This window comes from Ochrobactrum sp. SSR, from assembly GCF_030067775.1.
Classification (GTDB): domain Bacteria; phylum Pseudomonadota; class Alphaproteobacteria; order Rhizobiales; family Rhizobiaceae; genus Brucella; species Brucella teleogrylli.
In genome coordinates this window covers 1158656-1173819 of sequence record NZ_CP125971.1, presented here as the reverse complement: position 1 = coordinate 1173819, position 15164 = coordinate 1158656, and the positions used below count along the sequence as shown (strand labels likewise).

Below are 15164 nucleotides of genomic sequence, written 5' to 3'. Positions count from 1 at the left end.
GCCAGATGCAGGCAACTTGGGGGGCTTGCCTACTTCTTCGGGAGGAAGTCCTTGCAGTTCTGCTTGGTGACAAGCGGCGCATCGAGATAAACAGTCTTCGACGGAATGACCTTTGCAGCGTCTTCCTTCCTGACCACAATGCTCTCGATCCATTCGCCGGTCTGCGCGCCCATCTTTTCGAATGGCTGCGAGACCGTTGCGATCATCAGGCTGTCAGGCTTGCAGACTTCTTCGATCGCCTGCGGATGGCCGTCGATGCCGATGACTTTGACATTCTTCAATCCGGCAGCGTTCAGCGCGTTTATGGCGGCCTGTGCAGGCTCATCCCAAGGCGCCCAGACGGCATTAATGTCTTCACCAAAGCGCGATGCATAGTCCTGCATGGTCTTGGTCGTATCTTCGAAGAAAGCCGTGTAATCGATATTGTGTTCGGCGATGACCTTCACTTCCGGATATTCCTTCAGCACGGTTTCCATCACATCGCCGCGCTTGCGCGTGCCGTGGTGCTCTGCCATGCGCAGGAAGATCAGATTGCCCATGCCGCCCATTTCATTGAGCAAATATGGCGACACATCAGCCGACATCGCCCAGTTATTGGTAGTGACATCGACCACAACGCCGTCAACCTGACCGCTATCGATGGCGAAAACCGGAATTTTGGCCGCAACAGCGGAATCGATAGCAGCACGCGAGGCACGCAGATCCGACATGCTGACGATAATTGCGTCTACACCACGCGAGGCAGCATCCTGAATGTTCGACGCCGTGCGTTCGCCCGAGCCGCCGCTATCCAGAACGCTGATGCTCCAATCCTTGTTGGTTTCCTTAAGCCAGGCATCAAAGCCAGTTTTTGCACGCTGCTCGGACTGCGCCGCAGCGTTGGAATGCACCCAGGCCACATTGGTAGCAGACGCGCTTGCCGTGCCCATGAGCATGGCCAGAGCTGCGACAGCCATGGTTTTCCTAAAAAGTTCCGAACCCATTTTTTCCTCCCGAAGGCCATGTGGTTGGCTCCACAACTGGCTTTGAATTACTGTTTCCCGGCACACATGCAGTTCAGTTCGAGCTGGCGCCTGTTACGGATGGTCCCATCGCCCTCCGCACTCCTCCACACCCGATGCACTGGCGAATGTCGGTCTCTGCTCCTCCAGAAACGCCATTCAGCTGCCTGTGCTTCAGGTTCCATTCCGATTGACCTGCCCGCTCTTTCGCGCTCTTGTCCCCCGGAACGATTGGTATTAAGCGTCGTCAAATTACAAATGTCAAATAGAAATACATTTGTAATTTAACATGCAGGAATTGAACGAGGGACAAATGAGCGAATCCGAAGATAGCCTCATGGTGCGCGTGGCGTGGCTCTATTACGTTGGAGGATTCAACCAGGAGGCGACCGCATCCCGACTGGGCCTGACCCGGGCCCGCGTGAACAAGATATTGGGTGAGGCCCGCGAAAGCGGCCTTGTCAGCATTTCCATCGACCATCAGAACGCAGGCACATTGCCCGTGGAAAACGAGCTGATGCGCCGCCATGGATTGGATTTTTGTATTTCAACACCGCCATTTGGCTTTCATGCCGATGAAGATACGGCATCCGAAATCCGCAAGCAGGTTTCATTCCGGGCCGTCGGTGTTGCCGCTGCCACCTATCTGAAAAGCTTTCTGGCCGACAATGAGGAAGCGATCATCGGCACCGGCTGGGGCCGAACCATCGAACAGATGACATTGCAACTTGCAGGTGTACGCGCCCCACAGGCGCGCTTCATCTCCGTCATGGGATCGCTGACCGCGAACTCCGCCTATAATCCATTTGAAGTTGTGCACATGCTGGCGCGGCGCACGGGCGGGCAAGGCTTTTTCCTGCCAGTTCCGTTCATTGCTGATTCCGCAGAAGATCGAAAAGTCCTCATCTCGCAACGTTCTGTGGCGCGTGCGCTGGAGATTGCCCGCACAGCCTCCGTCTGCTTCATTAGCGCTGGCGAGTTGACGGAGGACTCACTGCTGCGCCGCCAGAACATGCTCAGCAAATCCGAACTGGAAAGCCTGCGTGCCGCCGGTGCAATTGGTGACACCAATGGCATTTTCTACGACAAGGACGGGCAGCAGGTCGAGCACGAGATGAATCAGCGCACCATCGCTCTCAGCTTTGCCGAACTGAAGAAGGTTCAAGTCGTGCTGCTCATCGCCGGGCAGGAGAAAGCGCTTGCGGCCAAAGCACTTCTGAAAAGTGGCATCGTCAACGGCCTCATTATCGATGGTGATGCCGCTGTAGCACTGAACCAGCTATTATAATTAGCTAGACTAAACTCCAGCGCAGCAACTTTATCTATAACGTTTTTTGATGCGTCCATAAGCCACGGAGGAGGCGGTGGTTACGAGCCTTCTGCCGATTGCGACGATAACGGCTTGTGGGATAGCCGCGTTTGTTGATTCTTTGTGTGGCAGATTTCAGAACACAGATTGATATGCACTGGGCACGCAGCCCGGTGCACAAACAGGCTCAATACCCGCCGCCCTTCGCCGCAAACTTAAGGTTAATTGGTATTATTTTGCTGCCCACAGCAACGGGGCGCCTGACTCAGCTTGACCGCATAAAGCGACAAGCGGACAGTCACCTGATATCCAGCCAAGAAACCAACTGTCGTTAAAGCATTCGCTACGCCTTGAAAAGGTATGAACCGCTGCCCCCGTAATGGGCGATCCGCTGATAGTTAAATAAGAACAAGATGCTCTTCCGCACACAAGGCGGAAGAGGCTCTATGTCTTGCCACCTGATATAGTTGGCGCCAAGGCCATTGTTCTCGTCATTACTGAAAGCAGCATGACCAGGAGATCAATCCCTCTTAAGGACTGAATTAAATCCGTACCTTGGTGCCCGATTGCGCAACACGGCTACTACGTCTGCGAATACCTTGTTTCTCACCTCTGAATAAGACTGCTTGGAATAATGTGCAGCATGTGGAGAAAGAAGGAGGTTTTCCACGCTCAGAAGCGGGTTGTCCATCCCTACCGGTTCCTGAACCAGCGTATCAATGCCGGCGCCAGACAGGTGTGCCGATTGGAGTGCGTCAGCCAACGCTCCTTCATCCACAAGGCCGCCGCGGGAAACGTTGACTAGGATCGCACCCTTCTTCATTCGTGCAAGCACGTCTCGTGAGATGATATTCTGTGTTTCAGGCGTGGCGGGAACATGAAGCGAAACAATATCGGATTGAGTTATCACTTCCTCGAACGTGGCTGCTTCCACACCGGTCGCAGCAATGCGGTCCGCAGCCATATAGGGATCGTAAGCGATGATCTTATACCCGAATGCTGAGGCCTTGCGTGCCGTCATACGACCGATTTGACCAAAACCGATCAAACCGAGCGTTTGATGCGATGGCCGAATAATCCCCTCGCCGTCAACCATAGCTTGCCATCGGCCTTCACGCACTGCAGTGTCGTAGCGCTTCAGCCGACGAGCGAGAGCCAACATCATTGCCACGGCGTGAGTGCTGACCTCGTCCAGATTGGAGTCTGGCACATAAGTGACCTGCACTCCTGCCCGTGTACAGGCCTCGACATCAATGGAATCGAGTCCTACACCAAAACGACCGATGACTTTGAGTTTTGGTAGCGCCTTCAAAACACGCTCAGTCACCGGTTCCCGCAAGATCATCAACGCATCTGCGTCGTAGCATTCCTCAATCAGCTCCTCTTCATTGAGAAGTGTCTTTTCTATGAAGGCCGCATCGAGCTCTGCAAGATAGGCATGTTGTTCCGGCTCAACGGCGAGAACGCCATCACACTTGACGATCTTCATGCAGATTTCCTTTCCGTTTCAGTGAGCGCGGCTCGCGCTTGCGATATGCCTCCAGCCATTGCAGCGCCGAGAAACATCGTATCGCTTGCGAGCAGATAGAACGAGATTCCTTTCCCGTACCAAGCGGCTATGTCGCTTGTATCCGGGCGGAAAATGCCTACGGCTTTGTTCGTAGAAATTGCTGTTCTTGTGATCTTTTCAATCGCAGCAACAAGCTTTTCGCGACCATTCGGTCCCATCGCATCGATGGAAACGGACAGGTCTCCGGGGCCTATGAAAATCACATCGACACCATCAACTTCTGAGATCTCTTCGATATTGGCCAGACCTTCAGCCGTTTCGACCTGGATCGCCAAAGCGATGGCATCGTTTGCTGCGGTTAGATAGTCTGGAATACGATAGCCATAGGCCGCGGCGCGACCAGGTCCAACCCCTCGAGCGCCGATCGGCGGATAGCGCGTTGCCTGAACTGCGGCCCGTGCTTGGTGAGCCGTTGATACGCGCGGCACAAGAACACCTTGCGCACCGGCATCAAGCACAGCCGCAATCGCTTCCGGTGCATGACCCGGTACCCGGACCATAGCCGGCACAGCGTGAACATCGCAAGCCCGGATCAGATCCTCAATACGCTCACGACTGATCTGCGAATGTTCCCAGTCTATGCAGACGAAATCAAGCCCGGTGGCAGCCGTCACTTCGACCGCGACAGGATGGGGGATAGCGGAAAACGTTCCCATCAGCGGTGAGCGTGCCTTGCAGCGAGCACGAAAACTTTCCATGAATCCATTCCTTTTAAAAGCGTTAGAAGACTGAAATTTCTTTCCTTCCACGCAGTTTTAGCGGGCAGCAACAATTAGCGCCTCACGCCGCCGTGCAAGCCGGATGTTCACGAAACTCATGAGCCCTCCCGACAGAAGAAAAGCAGCCGCGACGAAAAGCGCATATTCATAATTACCGGTCGTATCGCGAATGATCCCGAACAGGTAGGGACCGGTGAATCCGCCGAGATTTCCAAGTGAGTTCGCCAGTGCGATCGCGGCCGCCGCCGCAGCGCCTGATACAGCAGGCCGCGGCAGCGCCCAATAGGCACTCCCGCCGGCATAAATGCCCGCCGCAACACAACAGAACGCGAACATCGAAATCAGCGGATTTGTCGTCAGAGCACCTATCACAAACCCCAATGCCCCAAGAGCACAGGGGATGAGCACGTAAAACAGGCGATCATCCGTATATTTCGTGTACCGGCTCCAGAAATAGATAGCGAGCGCGGCTGCTATATAGGGGACAGCCACCACCCAGCCCACCATCGAAGTCTGAACACCCAGTTCGCGAACGATTTGCGGAAGCCACATGTTAAGCGCATAGCCAGTTGTCAGGATAAGGAAATACTGGAACGCGAGCGCAAGTGTAGGCAAATCCATTAATGCAGACAGTGGCGAGGCATGCTTTGCAGCAGAATTGCCTTCCGCCTGCAACTGCGCGCGCAGTACGCTTTTCTGGCTATTGTTAAGAAACTTTGCGTCTTCAACGCGATCAGGTAACCTCAGAAAGACAACAATACCGAGGATGATGGCAGGTATACCCTCGATGACAAACATCCAGCGCCAGTCGAAGGCCTCGATCAACGCTGTTGACAGCGGTGCACCAACAGCATTCGCAATAGGCCCGAACGCGAAAAAGATCGCAGTTGCCCTGCCAATCTCACGTTTCGTGTACCACTGGTTCATATAATAGACGACACCGGGAACAAAACCGGCCTCGGCAAGACCCAGAAGGAAACGGACCGCATAGAAGGAATAAGGGCCTTGTACCAAAGCCATGCACATGGAAAGAAGGCCCCATGTGACCATGATACGCGCTATCCATCGGCGCGCGCCGACCTTCTGCAAAATGAGATTGCTAGGAATCTCGAATGCAAAGTAGCCAAGAAAGAAGATACCTGCGCCAAAACCATAAGCTGCAGCCGAAAGGCCTATGTCAGCGTTCATTGTTAGAGACGCGAATCCAACATTCACGCGGTCCAGAATAGATACGAAAAAGCTAATCCCGAGCAGCGGCATTATGTTGCGTGTCACTTGTCGAGCGGTATGTTCATCCATAATTTCCCCTCCATGGGAATCAATTTCCCTCTAAGTTCCCGATATGAAAGTGTCGACACTTTTTATTTTATTGTCGACACATATAGAAAAGATGGAGCCATGTCTAATAATTTTACGCCTTCAGACGAGCATAACGATCCGCAAGGACGTACCGGCGACATGGTGCAAATCTTAGCCACCAGTCTGCGAGGAAAAATTCTAAGTGGGGAATTGCCAGCAGGACAAAGGGTACGCGAATCGAGCATAGCATCAGACCTCAACGTCAGCCGCGCAACGCTGCGTGAGGCCCTGAGGCTAATCGAGAGGGGTGGATTGATCGAGAAATCACCCAACCGTTCCTATATCGTTGTTAGCTTCAATGAACGAGATATTTTCGAACTGGCCACCTTGCGTACGGCTCTTGAAGTCATGGGAGCCCGTTTAGCGCTTCAAAGAAGTTATACATCTTCCGCTTTAGCGGCGGCCATACCTGCTATCGCATCGGCTGCCGAGAACCGAGATCTCAAGTCGCTGGCAGCGGCCGACCGTCGCTTTCATGAGATATTGATCGAATGCGCTGATCACAGGCGTCTTCTGGAATCGTATCATGCATTACAGGATCAGATTGAACTGGCCATGCTGAATGTCCAGAAACATGAACTGAATATTGCGGGAATAGCAGACCGGCACGCGCGGTTAGTTGCACTTGCCACAAACCCGGACAAATTTGTTGAAGAACTCTATCGACACATCCGTGAGGGCATGGGCGTTAGCGATATATCGGTATTGATTTGATTCACACGGTATCATTTCGTACAAATCTTGGGGGTGGTGAACTGATTGCCAGTCAAGAAACCACTCGGCCAGGACCAGACGACCGCGTTTGCCGCGTCAATCAACGAACCTGGTTTAGCCCCGCCCCATGATTATCTCGCGTCAATCCATCCCATCATAATCTGAAGCGGTGGCCTCGGCATAGGTGAGAGCCCACTTTCTCACACAGTGAAACATAATGACTCTGCACATGAGATGAATTGGCTTTCTGCCTCTATTTTGTAGATTTTCGGCATGTAGAACGCAAAGTTATTATCTGCTATTGATCCAAGGGGCTGTTTTCAATTCTCTGATAAAACTTTGATCTCGATAGTTCAAAATTTTCGGCGAGAGCTGGGAAATTTTTCAAATTCATTTTGAACTCAACATTTATTCTGCTGCGAACTCATTCTGCTTCCAGTAGTAGACACGTTCTGGAATTGGCCTTAGAGCCTGAATCCGGTCGAAGTTAAAAGCACTGACATTGATGCTGAACGTCTTTCCATGAAGTAGCATTTCACTGACCGCCAGGCCCGTGGCAGGCGCATGCATCATTCCATGACCACTAAAACCAGCCACAATGAAAAGATTCTCGTTCTCAGAAACAGGCCCTATCACTGGACATTGATCAAACAGGTTATATTCGTACAAACCAGCCCAGGCGCGCAACAAACGTAACTGTTCGAAGCCGGGAATACGATGGGCAAGTTTCGGCCAAATGCGTTCATCGAATATCGCATAGTCAACATCGAGACTATAATCGTCAGGTGCATTCTCAAAGTCCGGCGTCGTTCCGCAAATATAAAGATGACCTTCGGGGCGGAACCAGGATCCAGACTGATCTATAACGAACGGGCAATCTGCGATTTTCTCGGGGCTGTCGAAAACGAAAATGCACCTTTTGCGAGGAACAATTGGAACTTCAACGCCAGCATTCCGCATTAGTGCACCGGTCCATGCACCCGCCGCAACCACAAATCTTCCCGCCTGAAAACTGCGCCCGTCACGAAGACGAACGGAGGTGATCTTATCTGACCCCTCGCGAGTGAAGCCAAGGACTTCACCTGTAATATACTCGACTCCTTGAACACGTGCTTTACGCCGAAATGCCTGATGCAACGCAGGCCCATCGAACCAACCTTCATCGTAGGGTCCGAACGAGGCTATCGACACATCTTCGGTGTTCATCCAAGGCGCACGAGCCTTCAGCGCTTTGGTATCAAGTAACTCTACCTGATAGCCGCAATCCCGTAGCGTATTCGCCCGGCTTTGGAACGCCGGCACATCTTTTTCTCCACCAAGATAGAGATAGCCTCTTTCCAGAAAGCCAATATCTGCCGGATAATTCTCGACAGAAAGATGGCGGATCGTGTCACGAATGAAGCCGATCCCGTATTGTGACAGCGCGATGTTTTCCGGTGCTGTAAATTGCTGGCGGATTGCACTGGCCGAAAGGGAAGAGGAAGCTGAAGCGTAGCTCGGATCGCGCTCGATGACAGTTACGCGTATTGGATGGGTGGCATCTCTCGTCAGGAAATAGGCAATGGCACTGCCGATAACGCCGCCACCGATGATGAGGATATCGCTGATGTCAGACATGATTTTTAGCCGGTTCAACTGCCCAGAAGGTCATATCAACTCGCTGACGTTGATTTCCTTGTGAACGTCCTGTGTTGAATGGGCTTCATCAAATCGATCAAAAGCGAAAGCTGGATTTTCCAGCCAGGAACAGCTTCCATGCACGGCAATGGTAGCAAGCCCCTGTCCGACCGCAGGCGAAACCTTGAAGCCTTTTTCGCTGGCGCCTGCACAAACCAGAAGCCCGTCCAGCCCCGACACTTTGCCATAGATCCCCTTGAGATCGGGCGTAAAACCATCCACACCCACCCAGCTACGCCCCCCGACCGCTCGACTGGCCGCTGGAATACGTACACTCAACCGCTTGATCCCGTCCCGAACCGCCTGTTCTTCCACATCATCGCGTAAGTTCGCCGGATCCATCGGTGACCCATATCGGGTATCGCGCATGGAGATCGTGGCAAGGCCGGTTGCTTCAGGCCGGAACGACGTATCGAATTCTGCATCGAGAAAAGTCGCCGGTGAAACAATCTCCTGAGGCAGGTGAACCCGCCCTATCGACAAACGACGCGGGATAACCGGCAGACTTAGCCCGATAGTGCGCGCCAAAGCGCTCGACCAGGCTCCTGCTGCCAGGATCACAGTTCTTGCTTCAATCCGGCCCTCTTGCGTATCGACGCCGATGACCTTCCCGTCGCGCTCCAGGATAGTATGCACTTCGTTACGCGTGGATAGTGTCACGCCCAAGCGCGCTGCAGCCGTAAAAAAGGAATCCGTCACATGCGCACCATAGGCGCATCCGCAACGCGGCTCCCAAGCTGCACAACTCGTTTCGGTATTCATGAACGGCTGCAGTTTCTTCAACTCAGCGCTATCCAGGAGATAAGCCTCCGCGCCCAATCGGTTGACCCGATCGATATTCGCCTGCACTGCCGCACGCCGGGAAACATTTTCGAGATAAAGAAAGCCCGTTTGGTTGAAGCTGCAATCGCCACCGACGATGTCCCCCCAATTCCGGAATATTTCATTGCTGCGAATAGCCAGTTCTGCTTCGGGATCATTGGCATGATATGTTCGCAGAAGGCCCATTCCCCGGCTGGAGGCTCCGGCTGCCGGCCATGCTCGATCCACGACAATAATGCTCCCGGCCCCCATTTTTGCCAGAAAGAAAGCGGTCGCAGCGCCGTTCACACCGCCGCCGATAATAACGACATCAGCCGTTCGGCTATAATTGCTATTCATGATGTTATTGTTCCTTCTTTTGCCCTGTCTTGGCCAGTTCGCACCAAAAATCCGGTACTGAACTGCCCCTCTGTGCAGCCGGCAAAGCCGCTTTAATGCCGCAGAATTTCACCGAGAAAATTTCGCGTTCGGGCATTGGCTGGATGCGAGAAAAAGCTTTGGGGATTGTTTTCCTCGATGATCTCACCGCCATCCATGAAGACAATGCGGTCGGCCACAGCTTTGGCAAATCCCATTTCATGGGTGACGCAAACCATGGTCATACCGTCACGCGCCAGCTCAATCATCGTTTCCAATACTTCACCCACCATTTCGGGATCGAGTGCGGATGTCGGCTCGTCGAAAAGCATGACCTTGGGCTGCATGCATAGCGAGCGGGCAATTGCCACACGCTGCTGTTGTCCACCCGACAGTTGGGCGGGATATTTATCGGCCTGATTGCCGATATGAACGCGCTGCAAAAAAGCCATCGCCCGTTTTTGGGCCGTTTCGCGCGGCACCCCTCGCACCCACATCGGCGCTGCCATGAGATTCTCCAGCACCGTCATGTGCGGAAAGAGATTGAAGTGCTGAAACACCATACCCACATCGGCGCGCACCTTGTCGATATGAAGCATCTTCGGACCCAGCTCGATGCCGTTTACGATGATATGTCCTTGCTGATGTGCCTCAAGCCAGTTCAGCGTGCGGATCAGCGTCGACTTACCCGAGCCCGAAGGACCACAGATCACGATACGGTCGCCGGGATCGACGGAAAAATTGATGTTTCTCAAGGCCTGGTACGAACCATACCATTTGTTCACGTTTTCCATTCGGATAATGGATTTATTCATGGCCCTGTCCTTCAACGCGACTTGGCTCGGAAATGTGCTTCAAGCCGGGCTTGCAGCAGTTCCAGCACAATCGAAAGCAGCCAATAGATCAGTGCCGCCGTGATGAGCATTTCAAGATGTTTGAAGTCCTTGGCTCCAAGGGTCCGGGCGAGGAACATCAGTTCCCATACGCCGATGACGGACACGAGGGAGCTATCCTTCAGCATGGAAATGAACTGGTTACCCGCTGAGGGAATGATGAGCGGCAGAGCCTGCGGCAAGATAATGCGACGCATGGTCAGTCCGAAACCGAAACCAAGTGAACGGGATGCCTCCCACTGGCTTTTTGGAACGGATTGGATACCCGCTCTGAATATTTCGGTCATATAGGCGCCGTAACAAAGGGAAAGAGCAAGAACGCCTGCCGGGACGGCGTTGATCACATATCCAAGCTGCGGCAGCCCGAGATAGATTATGTAGACCTGCATCAATAACGGCACACCGCGGAAGAACGAAGTGTAGAAGCTGGCAACCGCGTTTGCGAAATTATTGGATGACAGCTTGGCAATTGCTCCGGCGAGTGCCAGCACGGATGCAAACAGGATCGAAATACTCGAAATGTAGAGCGTCGTAAAAACACCCTGTGCGATCATGAACCACAGCTTGCCTCGAATAAAGCTGATGTCGAGGTTGAAACTATAGAAGAACGCCAGAAACAGCCCCGTCAGTTCGAGCCAGATCACGGCCAGTTGTACCGCTCTCGGCAGAAAGCTGATTGCGTATAGATTCAGAATGAACAGAAGTCCGAGAACCAGCGCGATGGATACGCGGCCGAAATAACCGGATAGTTCGGGCGCACCGATAGCGGGACGCATGATTTCACCAAACCCTGTATTGGTGAGATTCACGGCTGCGAAAAAAATCGTTGCACCGAGAAGCAATGCTCCGAGAAACAACGGCTTCCGGATCAAAGGTTCACGTTGGACAGTATCAGGATAAAGCATGTGGGCATTCTCCTCGAGCCCTATACGGCGTGCTTACACACACGGTTTGCCGACTTATTCAGCGACCGTGTAGTCGATGCCGCCGTACCACTTCTTTGAAAGTGCGCTGAGCGTTCCATCCGCATGCATTTTGGCAATGATACCGGCGAGTTTTTTGGAAAACTCGTCATCTCCGAGATCTATGGCCACGGCCATTGGTTCGTAGAAAACCGGCTTGCCAATCACCTTGATCGGATAGCCGCTGCTGATCGCTTGCTGGATCGAAGGCAACGCGTCCAGAAGCGCGTCGAGGCGTACGCCATCACCAATGCGCATATCGTCAAATACGGCCTGAACGCCTTGATAGGTAACCACTTCGCCGGGTTGCACGGCGTATTCAAAAGGCGGTGTTCCCGCAGCATCGATCTTGAGGTCATGTTCCAGATAGAACTGGAATGTGCATCCTGCGCACACACCGATCCGCTTTCCCTCCAAGGCAGAAATGTCATTGAGAGCGCTTTTTTCATGCACCGCGAAAGCAGCGGGCGAATAATAATAGATCGCCGGGAAAGCGAGCACCTTGGAGCGTGTGCTCGTGGGTGTCATAGAACCAACAGAAACATCCCATCGCCCTTGCCATTTGCCCGCCGTAATAAGCTCCCATGCCGGCGTCACGAACTCTACCTTGACGCCTAACCGCTTTGCGATCTCCCGCGCCACTTCGACGTCAAATCCATCCATCTCGTTTTTATCATTCATGAAGCTCTGCGGCGCCCAATTTGCAGAAGTCGCGACCTTGATCACGCCGGAAGAGGTAATGCGGTCCAACGCTTCCCCTGCAAATGCAAGCGCAGGCAGGAAAGCGAGAGAAGCGCCCGCGATTAAAGCGGCCATACTGTTTCTGATGTTCATCATGTTCCCCATTGTTGTGCCTCGCTGATTTCGGGAGGCTTTCATTGGTTTCTGTGGAGAATAGAACGGACCGATGAATGAAAAAAATGAATTCATATTATGCTGGTATAGCTAAATGGAATATACTGTCAGGCGCTCAGTGAAAGGAAACGGACGTGAATATCCGACAACTGAAATTGTTCAGCGCAATATACGAAACGCAGTCGGTCTCGCTTGCAGCCGAAAGGCTTTTCATATCCCAGCCTGCCGCGAGCAAGATGCTTGCAACGCTTGAGGATCACGTCGGCTACCAATTGTTCAGACGCGAGGGCGGACGGTTGCGCCCCACGCCAGAAGCACATCTACTCAGTGACGAGATTATTGAAGTCCTGCACGGTTTTGATCGTCTCAACTTAAGCTTTCGTCATGCGGGCCGCGGAATGCGAGGAGGTGTGCGCCTCGCCGCGGTACCGGGCCCCTCGCTAGGGTTTTTGCCAATTATTGTACAACAATTTCAACAGCATTGGCCGGAAACAAACTGCACTCTGAAAACACGCAATGCAGTGTCGGTGCGTGAAATGATCGAAACAGGACAAGCCGATATCGGCATCACTGACACCGGAATTGCCTCGCCCAAATATGATACGATGTCGATAGAGTTGGAATGCTACTGCGCCATCAATCGATCCCATCCGGCAGTCGGCGCGGCAATGCTTTCGCCATCCTTGCTCGGTGAAAGCAATTGGATCACATTCGGGCCCGAACATGAGACGTTTCATCCATTGCTCTCAGCATATAGGGAAGAAAAGCTCGCGTTCAAATCGAACCTGACAGTCGACTCATCCGTGCAAGTCTTGTTAATGGTGGAGCTGAATGCTGGTGTGGGATTGGTTGACCCACTCAGTGCCAGCCTTGTTCAGAGCGGGCAACATGTTCGTTTTCCCGATGTGCTGCTCAAACCGTTTGCACCGCGTATCACGGAATCGTACGATATTATATCGGTCAACTCGCGCCCCATGTCACAGGCTGCAAGTTCGTTTTTGAGTTACATTCATGATGCCCTCGCGGCTCGTCCCATTGGCTCATGATCGGCAACTTAAATATGTCGTGCAATACTCGCTGCCCGATAAGCACTCCAGGCTATAGGTGATCCTCGCGTGTGGCCTACTCCATCAAGCCTTGCCGAGTTCCATCGAACGCTTGCGCGCTGCTTCAACGGCCTCGGCAACCAGCGTTTTGAGACGGTCGCCACCCATCAGCACGTCAAGCGCCGCCGCCGTGGTGCCGTTCGGGCTCGTCACCTGCTCGCGCAGTTTCGACGGGGTGTCGGTGCTGGCGTCGGCAAGCGCGCCCGCCCCCATCACGGTCTGCATGGCAAGAAGTGCCGCCGTTTCGCGTGGCAGACCTGCCGTAACACCAGCATCGGTCAAGGCTTCGATGAAGTGGAACACATAGGCCGGGCCTGAACCCGAAACCGCCGTGACGGCATCCATCAGCGTTTCGTCATCGACGCTGGCGACCTTGCCCGACGTTGCGAGCAGGCGTGCGACGAACGCCTCGTTGTCGGCGGTCACATTGGCGTTCTTGAAGGTCACCATCATGCCCTTGCCGATGGCGGCAGGCGTGTTGGGCATGCAGCGGAGGATGGCGGCGTCGTTGCCCAGATGATTTTCAAACAGCGCAACCGGAATGCCAGCTGCAACGCTGACAAAGGTGGCGGCAGGCGCAAAGCGCTTATAGGCAGGCAGAACAGCGTTCATCACTTGCGGCTTGACGGCAACCAGGATCATGCGCGGCTTAAGGTCAGCAGGCAGCGCATCCGCGCTGGCATAGGCGTGAACGCCGGCGCCAGCTGCACGTTCGCGCAGCGCATCCGTCGGCTCGACGACGTGAACATCGCCAGCTTTCAGAATGCCATTGTCGAGCCAGCCTTTGAGCATGGCAAAGCCCATATTGCCGCAACCGACGAGAATTACCGTGTCCTGCATATCTGGCGCGTACTTAGCGAAAATTCGCTCTTGATCTGGTACGACATTTCAGATCGTTGAGTTGATTTAGTCTTATCGCCATGGCATTCTTAAAGTAGCCAATCCGCTTAACACGATGACAGCGGCTCCGAGAAGTGTCAGCGTATCCGGGATCGATCCGAAGACAAGATAGCCCAGCCCGATTGCCCATAATAGATGGGTATAGGAAACCGGCGCGAGCCGGGAGAGTTGTGCCTCCGGTCTGCGATAGGCAACAGCGATGGCCACATGCGCTGCAAGCCACAGCAAGCCCATCAAAACAGACATCGTACCTTCGAGAAGGTTGGGCACAACAAAGACGAAAGGCTGGCCGAGCGTGAGCACGACAAGTCCGCTCATTGCCGAATAGGCCAGCGTCGTTGCGAGTGTATCGACCAGCACTGCCTTGCGCGTCATCACCATGGCGGTAGCCCAACAGGCCGCAGAGGCGATGGAAAACAAAGCTGCTGGATTATAGGCGGAAAGGCCGGGACGCAGAATAACCATGACCCCGATCAATCCGCCCGCGACGCCAAGCCAACGAGACCAGTTCACCCGCTCCTTCAGCAGAAGAACGGATAGAAGCGTGACAAATGACGGAGATAGAAACACCAATGCCGTAGCTTCCGCCATTGGCTGCAATCTCAACGCCATAACCAGAAGGATCGTCGCACCCGCCATGCCAAACCCGCGTGTGATCTGCGCGCCCGAACGTGCACTTGGTCTAGGCAATCCTGTTCGCAGACATATGACAATAAGCAGCGCCGCAGCCGCCAGATAGCGAAACCACGCTATCTGAATGGGATGAAAGCTCACTGACAGTTTCTTTGCGATTGCATCCGAAGCCGCAAAGAGCGCCATTGCCAACAGGCACAGAAAAACGCTCTCGCGGCCACGCCAAATCGATCGACGATTGATCCCTTTACCGAGAGTGGCGATGTAGTGAGCAATCATGGCCAAAT

The 15164-nt window shown here is 53.6% G+C and carries 14 protein-coding genes; 3 read left to right on the top strand and 11 right to left on the bottom strand.

The features are described from left to right. Nucleotides 1–29: 29 nt before the first annotated feature. Nucleotides 30–956: a substrate-binding domain-containing protein gene (locus QLQ11_RS22970; protein ID WP_235859041.1), complete on the bottom strand. Its 927-nt coding sequence runs from the start codon at nucleotides 954–956 to the stop codon at nucleotides 30–32. A gap of 358 nt (nucleotides 957–1314) precedes the next feature. Between QLQ11_RS22970 and QLQ11_RS22965 the strand changes: the two genes are divergently transcribed. Continuing rightward, nucleotides 1315–2289: a sugar-binding transcriptional regulator gene (locus QLQ11_RS22965; protein ID WP_121539357.1), complete on the top strand. Its 975-nt coding sequence runs from the start codon at nucleotides 1315–1317 to the stop codon at nucleotides 2287–2289. Between the two features lie 541 nt (nucleotides 2290–2830). Here the strand turns inward: QLQ11_RS22965 and QLQ11_RS22960 are convergent. From QLQ11_RS22960 to QLQ11_RS22950, 3 genes are read right to left on the bottom strand one after another with little or no spacing between them, the layout of a single operon-like run. Continuing rightward, complete coding sequence (locus QLQ11_RS22960; protein WP_109365765.1) at nucleotides 2831–3799, bottom strand: C-terminal binding protein; 969 nt, start codon at nucleotides 3797–3799, stop codon at nucleotides 2831–2833. After that, nucleotides 3796–4578 carry an HpcH/HpaI aldolase/citrate lyase family protein gene (locus tag QLQ11_RS22955; RefSeq protein WP_121539358.1) on the bottom strand — a complete coding sequence of 261 codons (783 nt, stop codon included), beginning with the start codon at nucleotides 4576–4578 and terminating at the stop codon, nucleotides 3796–3798. Before QLQ11_RS22955 ends, QLQ11_RS22960 begins: the two co-directional genes overlap by 4 nt. A 57-nt stretch (nucleotides 4579–4635) precedes the next feature. Then, complete coding sequence (locus QLQ11_RS22950) at nucleotides 4636–5898, bottom strand: MFS transporter (RefSeq protein ID WP_121539359.1); 1263 nt, start codon at nucleotides 5896–5898, stop codon at nucleotides 4636–4638. A 99-nt stretch (nucleotides 5899–5997) separates the two neighbouring features. On the opposite strand from QLQ11_RS22950, the gene QLQ11_RS22945 reads away from it, so the two are divergent. Next, on the top strand, nucleotides 5998–6672 hold the full coding sequence (locus QLQ11_RS22945; protein WP_371836032.1) for a GntR family transcriptional regulator: 675 nt from the start codon (nucleotides 5998–6000) through the stop codon (nucleotides 6670–6672). 408 nt (nucleotides 6673–7080) lie between these two features. On the opposite strand, the gene QLQ11_RS22940 is transcribed toward QLQ11_RS22945, so the two are convergent. From QLQ11_RS22940 to QLQ11_RS22920, 5 genes are all read right to left on the bottom strand, one after another. Further along, nucleotides 7081–8289: an FAD-binding oxidoreductase gene (locus QLQ11_RS22940; RefSeq protein WP_283735340.1), complete on the bottom strand. Its 1209-nt coding sequence runs from the start codon at nucleotides 8287–8289 to the stop codon at nucleotides 7081–7083. Nucleotides 8290–8319: 30 nt separating this feature from the next. After that, nucleotides 8320–9510, bottom strand: coding sequence for an FAD-binding oxidoreductase (locus QLQ11_RS22935; protein WP_283735341.1), 1191 nt, complete (start codon nucleotides 9508–9510; stop codon nucleotides 8320–8322). Between the two features lie 92 nt (nucleotides 9511–9602). Beyond that, nucleotides 9603–10343, bottom strand: a complete 741-nt coding sequence (locus tag QLQ11_RS22930) for an amino acid ABC transporter ATP-binding protein (protein WP_283735342.1) — start codon at nucleotides 10341–10343, stop codon at nucleotides 9603–9605. An 11-nt stretch (nucleotides 10344–10354) separates the two neighbouring features. Continuing rightward, nucleotides 10355–11326, bottom strand: coding sequence for an amino acid ABC transporter permease (locus tag QLQ11_RS22925; protein WP_371836031.1), 972 nt, complete (start codon nucleotides 11324–11326; stop codon nucleotides 10355–10357). A 54-nt stretch (nucleotides 11327–11380) separates the two neighbouring features. Further along, complete coding sequence (locus QLQ11_RS22920; protein ID WP_283735343.1) at nucleotides 11381–12313, bottom strand: transporter substrate-binding domain-containing protein; 933 nt, start codon at nucleotides 12311–12313, stop codon at nucleotides 11381–11383. 59 nt (nucleotides 12314–12372) lie between these two features. Between QLQ11_RS22920 and QLQ11_RS22915 the strand changes: the two genes are divergently transcribed. Next, nucleotides 12373–13284, top strand: a complete 912-nt coding sequence (locus tag QLQ11_RS22915) for a LysR family transcriptional regulator (RefSeq protein ID WP_283735344.1) — start codon at nucleotides 12373–12375, stop codon at nucleotides 13282–13284. An 84-nt stretch (nucleotides 13285–13368) separates the two neighbouring features. Here QLQ11_RS22915 and proC read toward each other — a convergent pair whose 3' ends face one another. Next, nucleotides 13369–14184: a pyrroline-5-carboxylate reductase gene (proC, locus tag QLQ11_RS22910; RefSeq protein ID WP_371836030.1), complete on the bottom strand. Its 816-nt coding sequence runs from the start codon at nucleotides 14182–14184 to the stop codon at nucleotides 13369–13371. Between the two features lie 72 nt (nucleotides 14185–14256). Beyond that, complete coding sequence (locus QLQ11_RS22905) at nucleotides 14257–15156, bottom strand: DMT family transporter (protein WP_283735346.1); 900 nt, start codon at nucleotides 15154–15156, stop codon at nucleotides 14257–14259. Nucleotides 15157–15164: the final 8 nt, after the last annotated feature.

Bases quoted from the DNA above. Each gene is read 5' to 3' on its own strand.
- QLQ11_RS22955 (WP_121539358.1), bottom strand. From the start codon at position 4,578: ATGGAAAGTTTTCGTGCTCGCTGCAAGGCACGCTCACCGCTGATGGGA.
- QLQ11_RS22905 (WP_283735346.1), bottom strand. From the start codon at position 15,156: ATGATTGCTCACTACATCGCCACTCTCGGTAAAGGGATCAATCGTCGA.
- QLQ11_RS22950 (WP_121539359.1), bottom strand. From the start codon at position 5,898: ATGGATGAACATACCGCTCGACAAGTGACACGCAACATAATGCCGCTG.
- proC (WP_371836030.1), bottom strand. From the start codon at position 14,184: ATGCAGGACACGGTAATTCTCGTCGGTTGCGGCAATATGGGCTTTGCC.
- QLQ11_RS22920 (WP_283735343.1), bottom strand. From the start codon at position 12,313: ATGAATTCATTTTTTTCATTCATCGGTCCGTTCTATTCTCCACAGAAA.
- QLQ11_RS22965 (WP_121539357.1), top strand. From the start codon at position 1,315: ATGAGCGAATCCGAAGATAGCCTCATGGTGCGCGTGGCGTGGCTCTAT.
- QLQ11_RS22940 (WP_283735340.1), bottom strand. From the start codon at position 8,289: ATGTCTGACATCAGCGATATCCTCATCATCGGTGGCGGCGTTATCGGC.
- QLQ11_RS22935 (WP_283735341.1), bottom strand. From the start codon at position 9,510: ATGAATAGCAATTATAGCCGAACGGCTGATGTCGTTATTATCGGCGGC.
- QLQ11_RS22970 (WP_235859041.1), bottom strand. From the start codon at position 956: ATGGCTGTCGCAGCTCTGGCCATGCTCATGGGCACGGCAAGCGCGTCT.
- QLQ11_RS22960 (WP_109365765.1), bottom strand. From the start codon at position 3,799: ATGAAGATCGTCAAGTGTGATGGCGTTCTCGCCGTTGAGCCGGAACAA.
- QLQ11_RS22945 (WP_371836032.1), top strand. From the start codon at position 5,998: ATGTCTAATAATTTTACGCCTTCAGACGAGCATAACGATCCGCAAGGA.
- QLQ11_RS22925 (WP_371836031.1), bottom strand. From the start codon at position 11,326: ATGCTTTATCCTGATACTGTCCAACGTGAACCTTTGATCCGGAAGCCG.
- QLQ11_RS22930 (WP_283735342.1), bottom strand. From the start codon at position 10,343: ATGAATAAATCCATTATCCGAATGGAAAACGTGAACAAATGGTATGGT.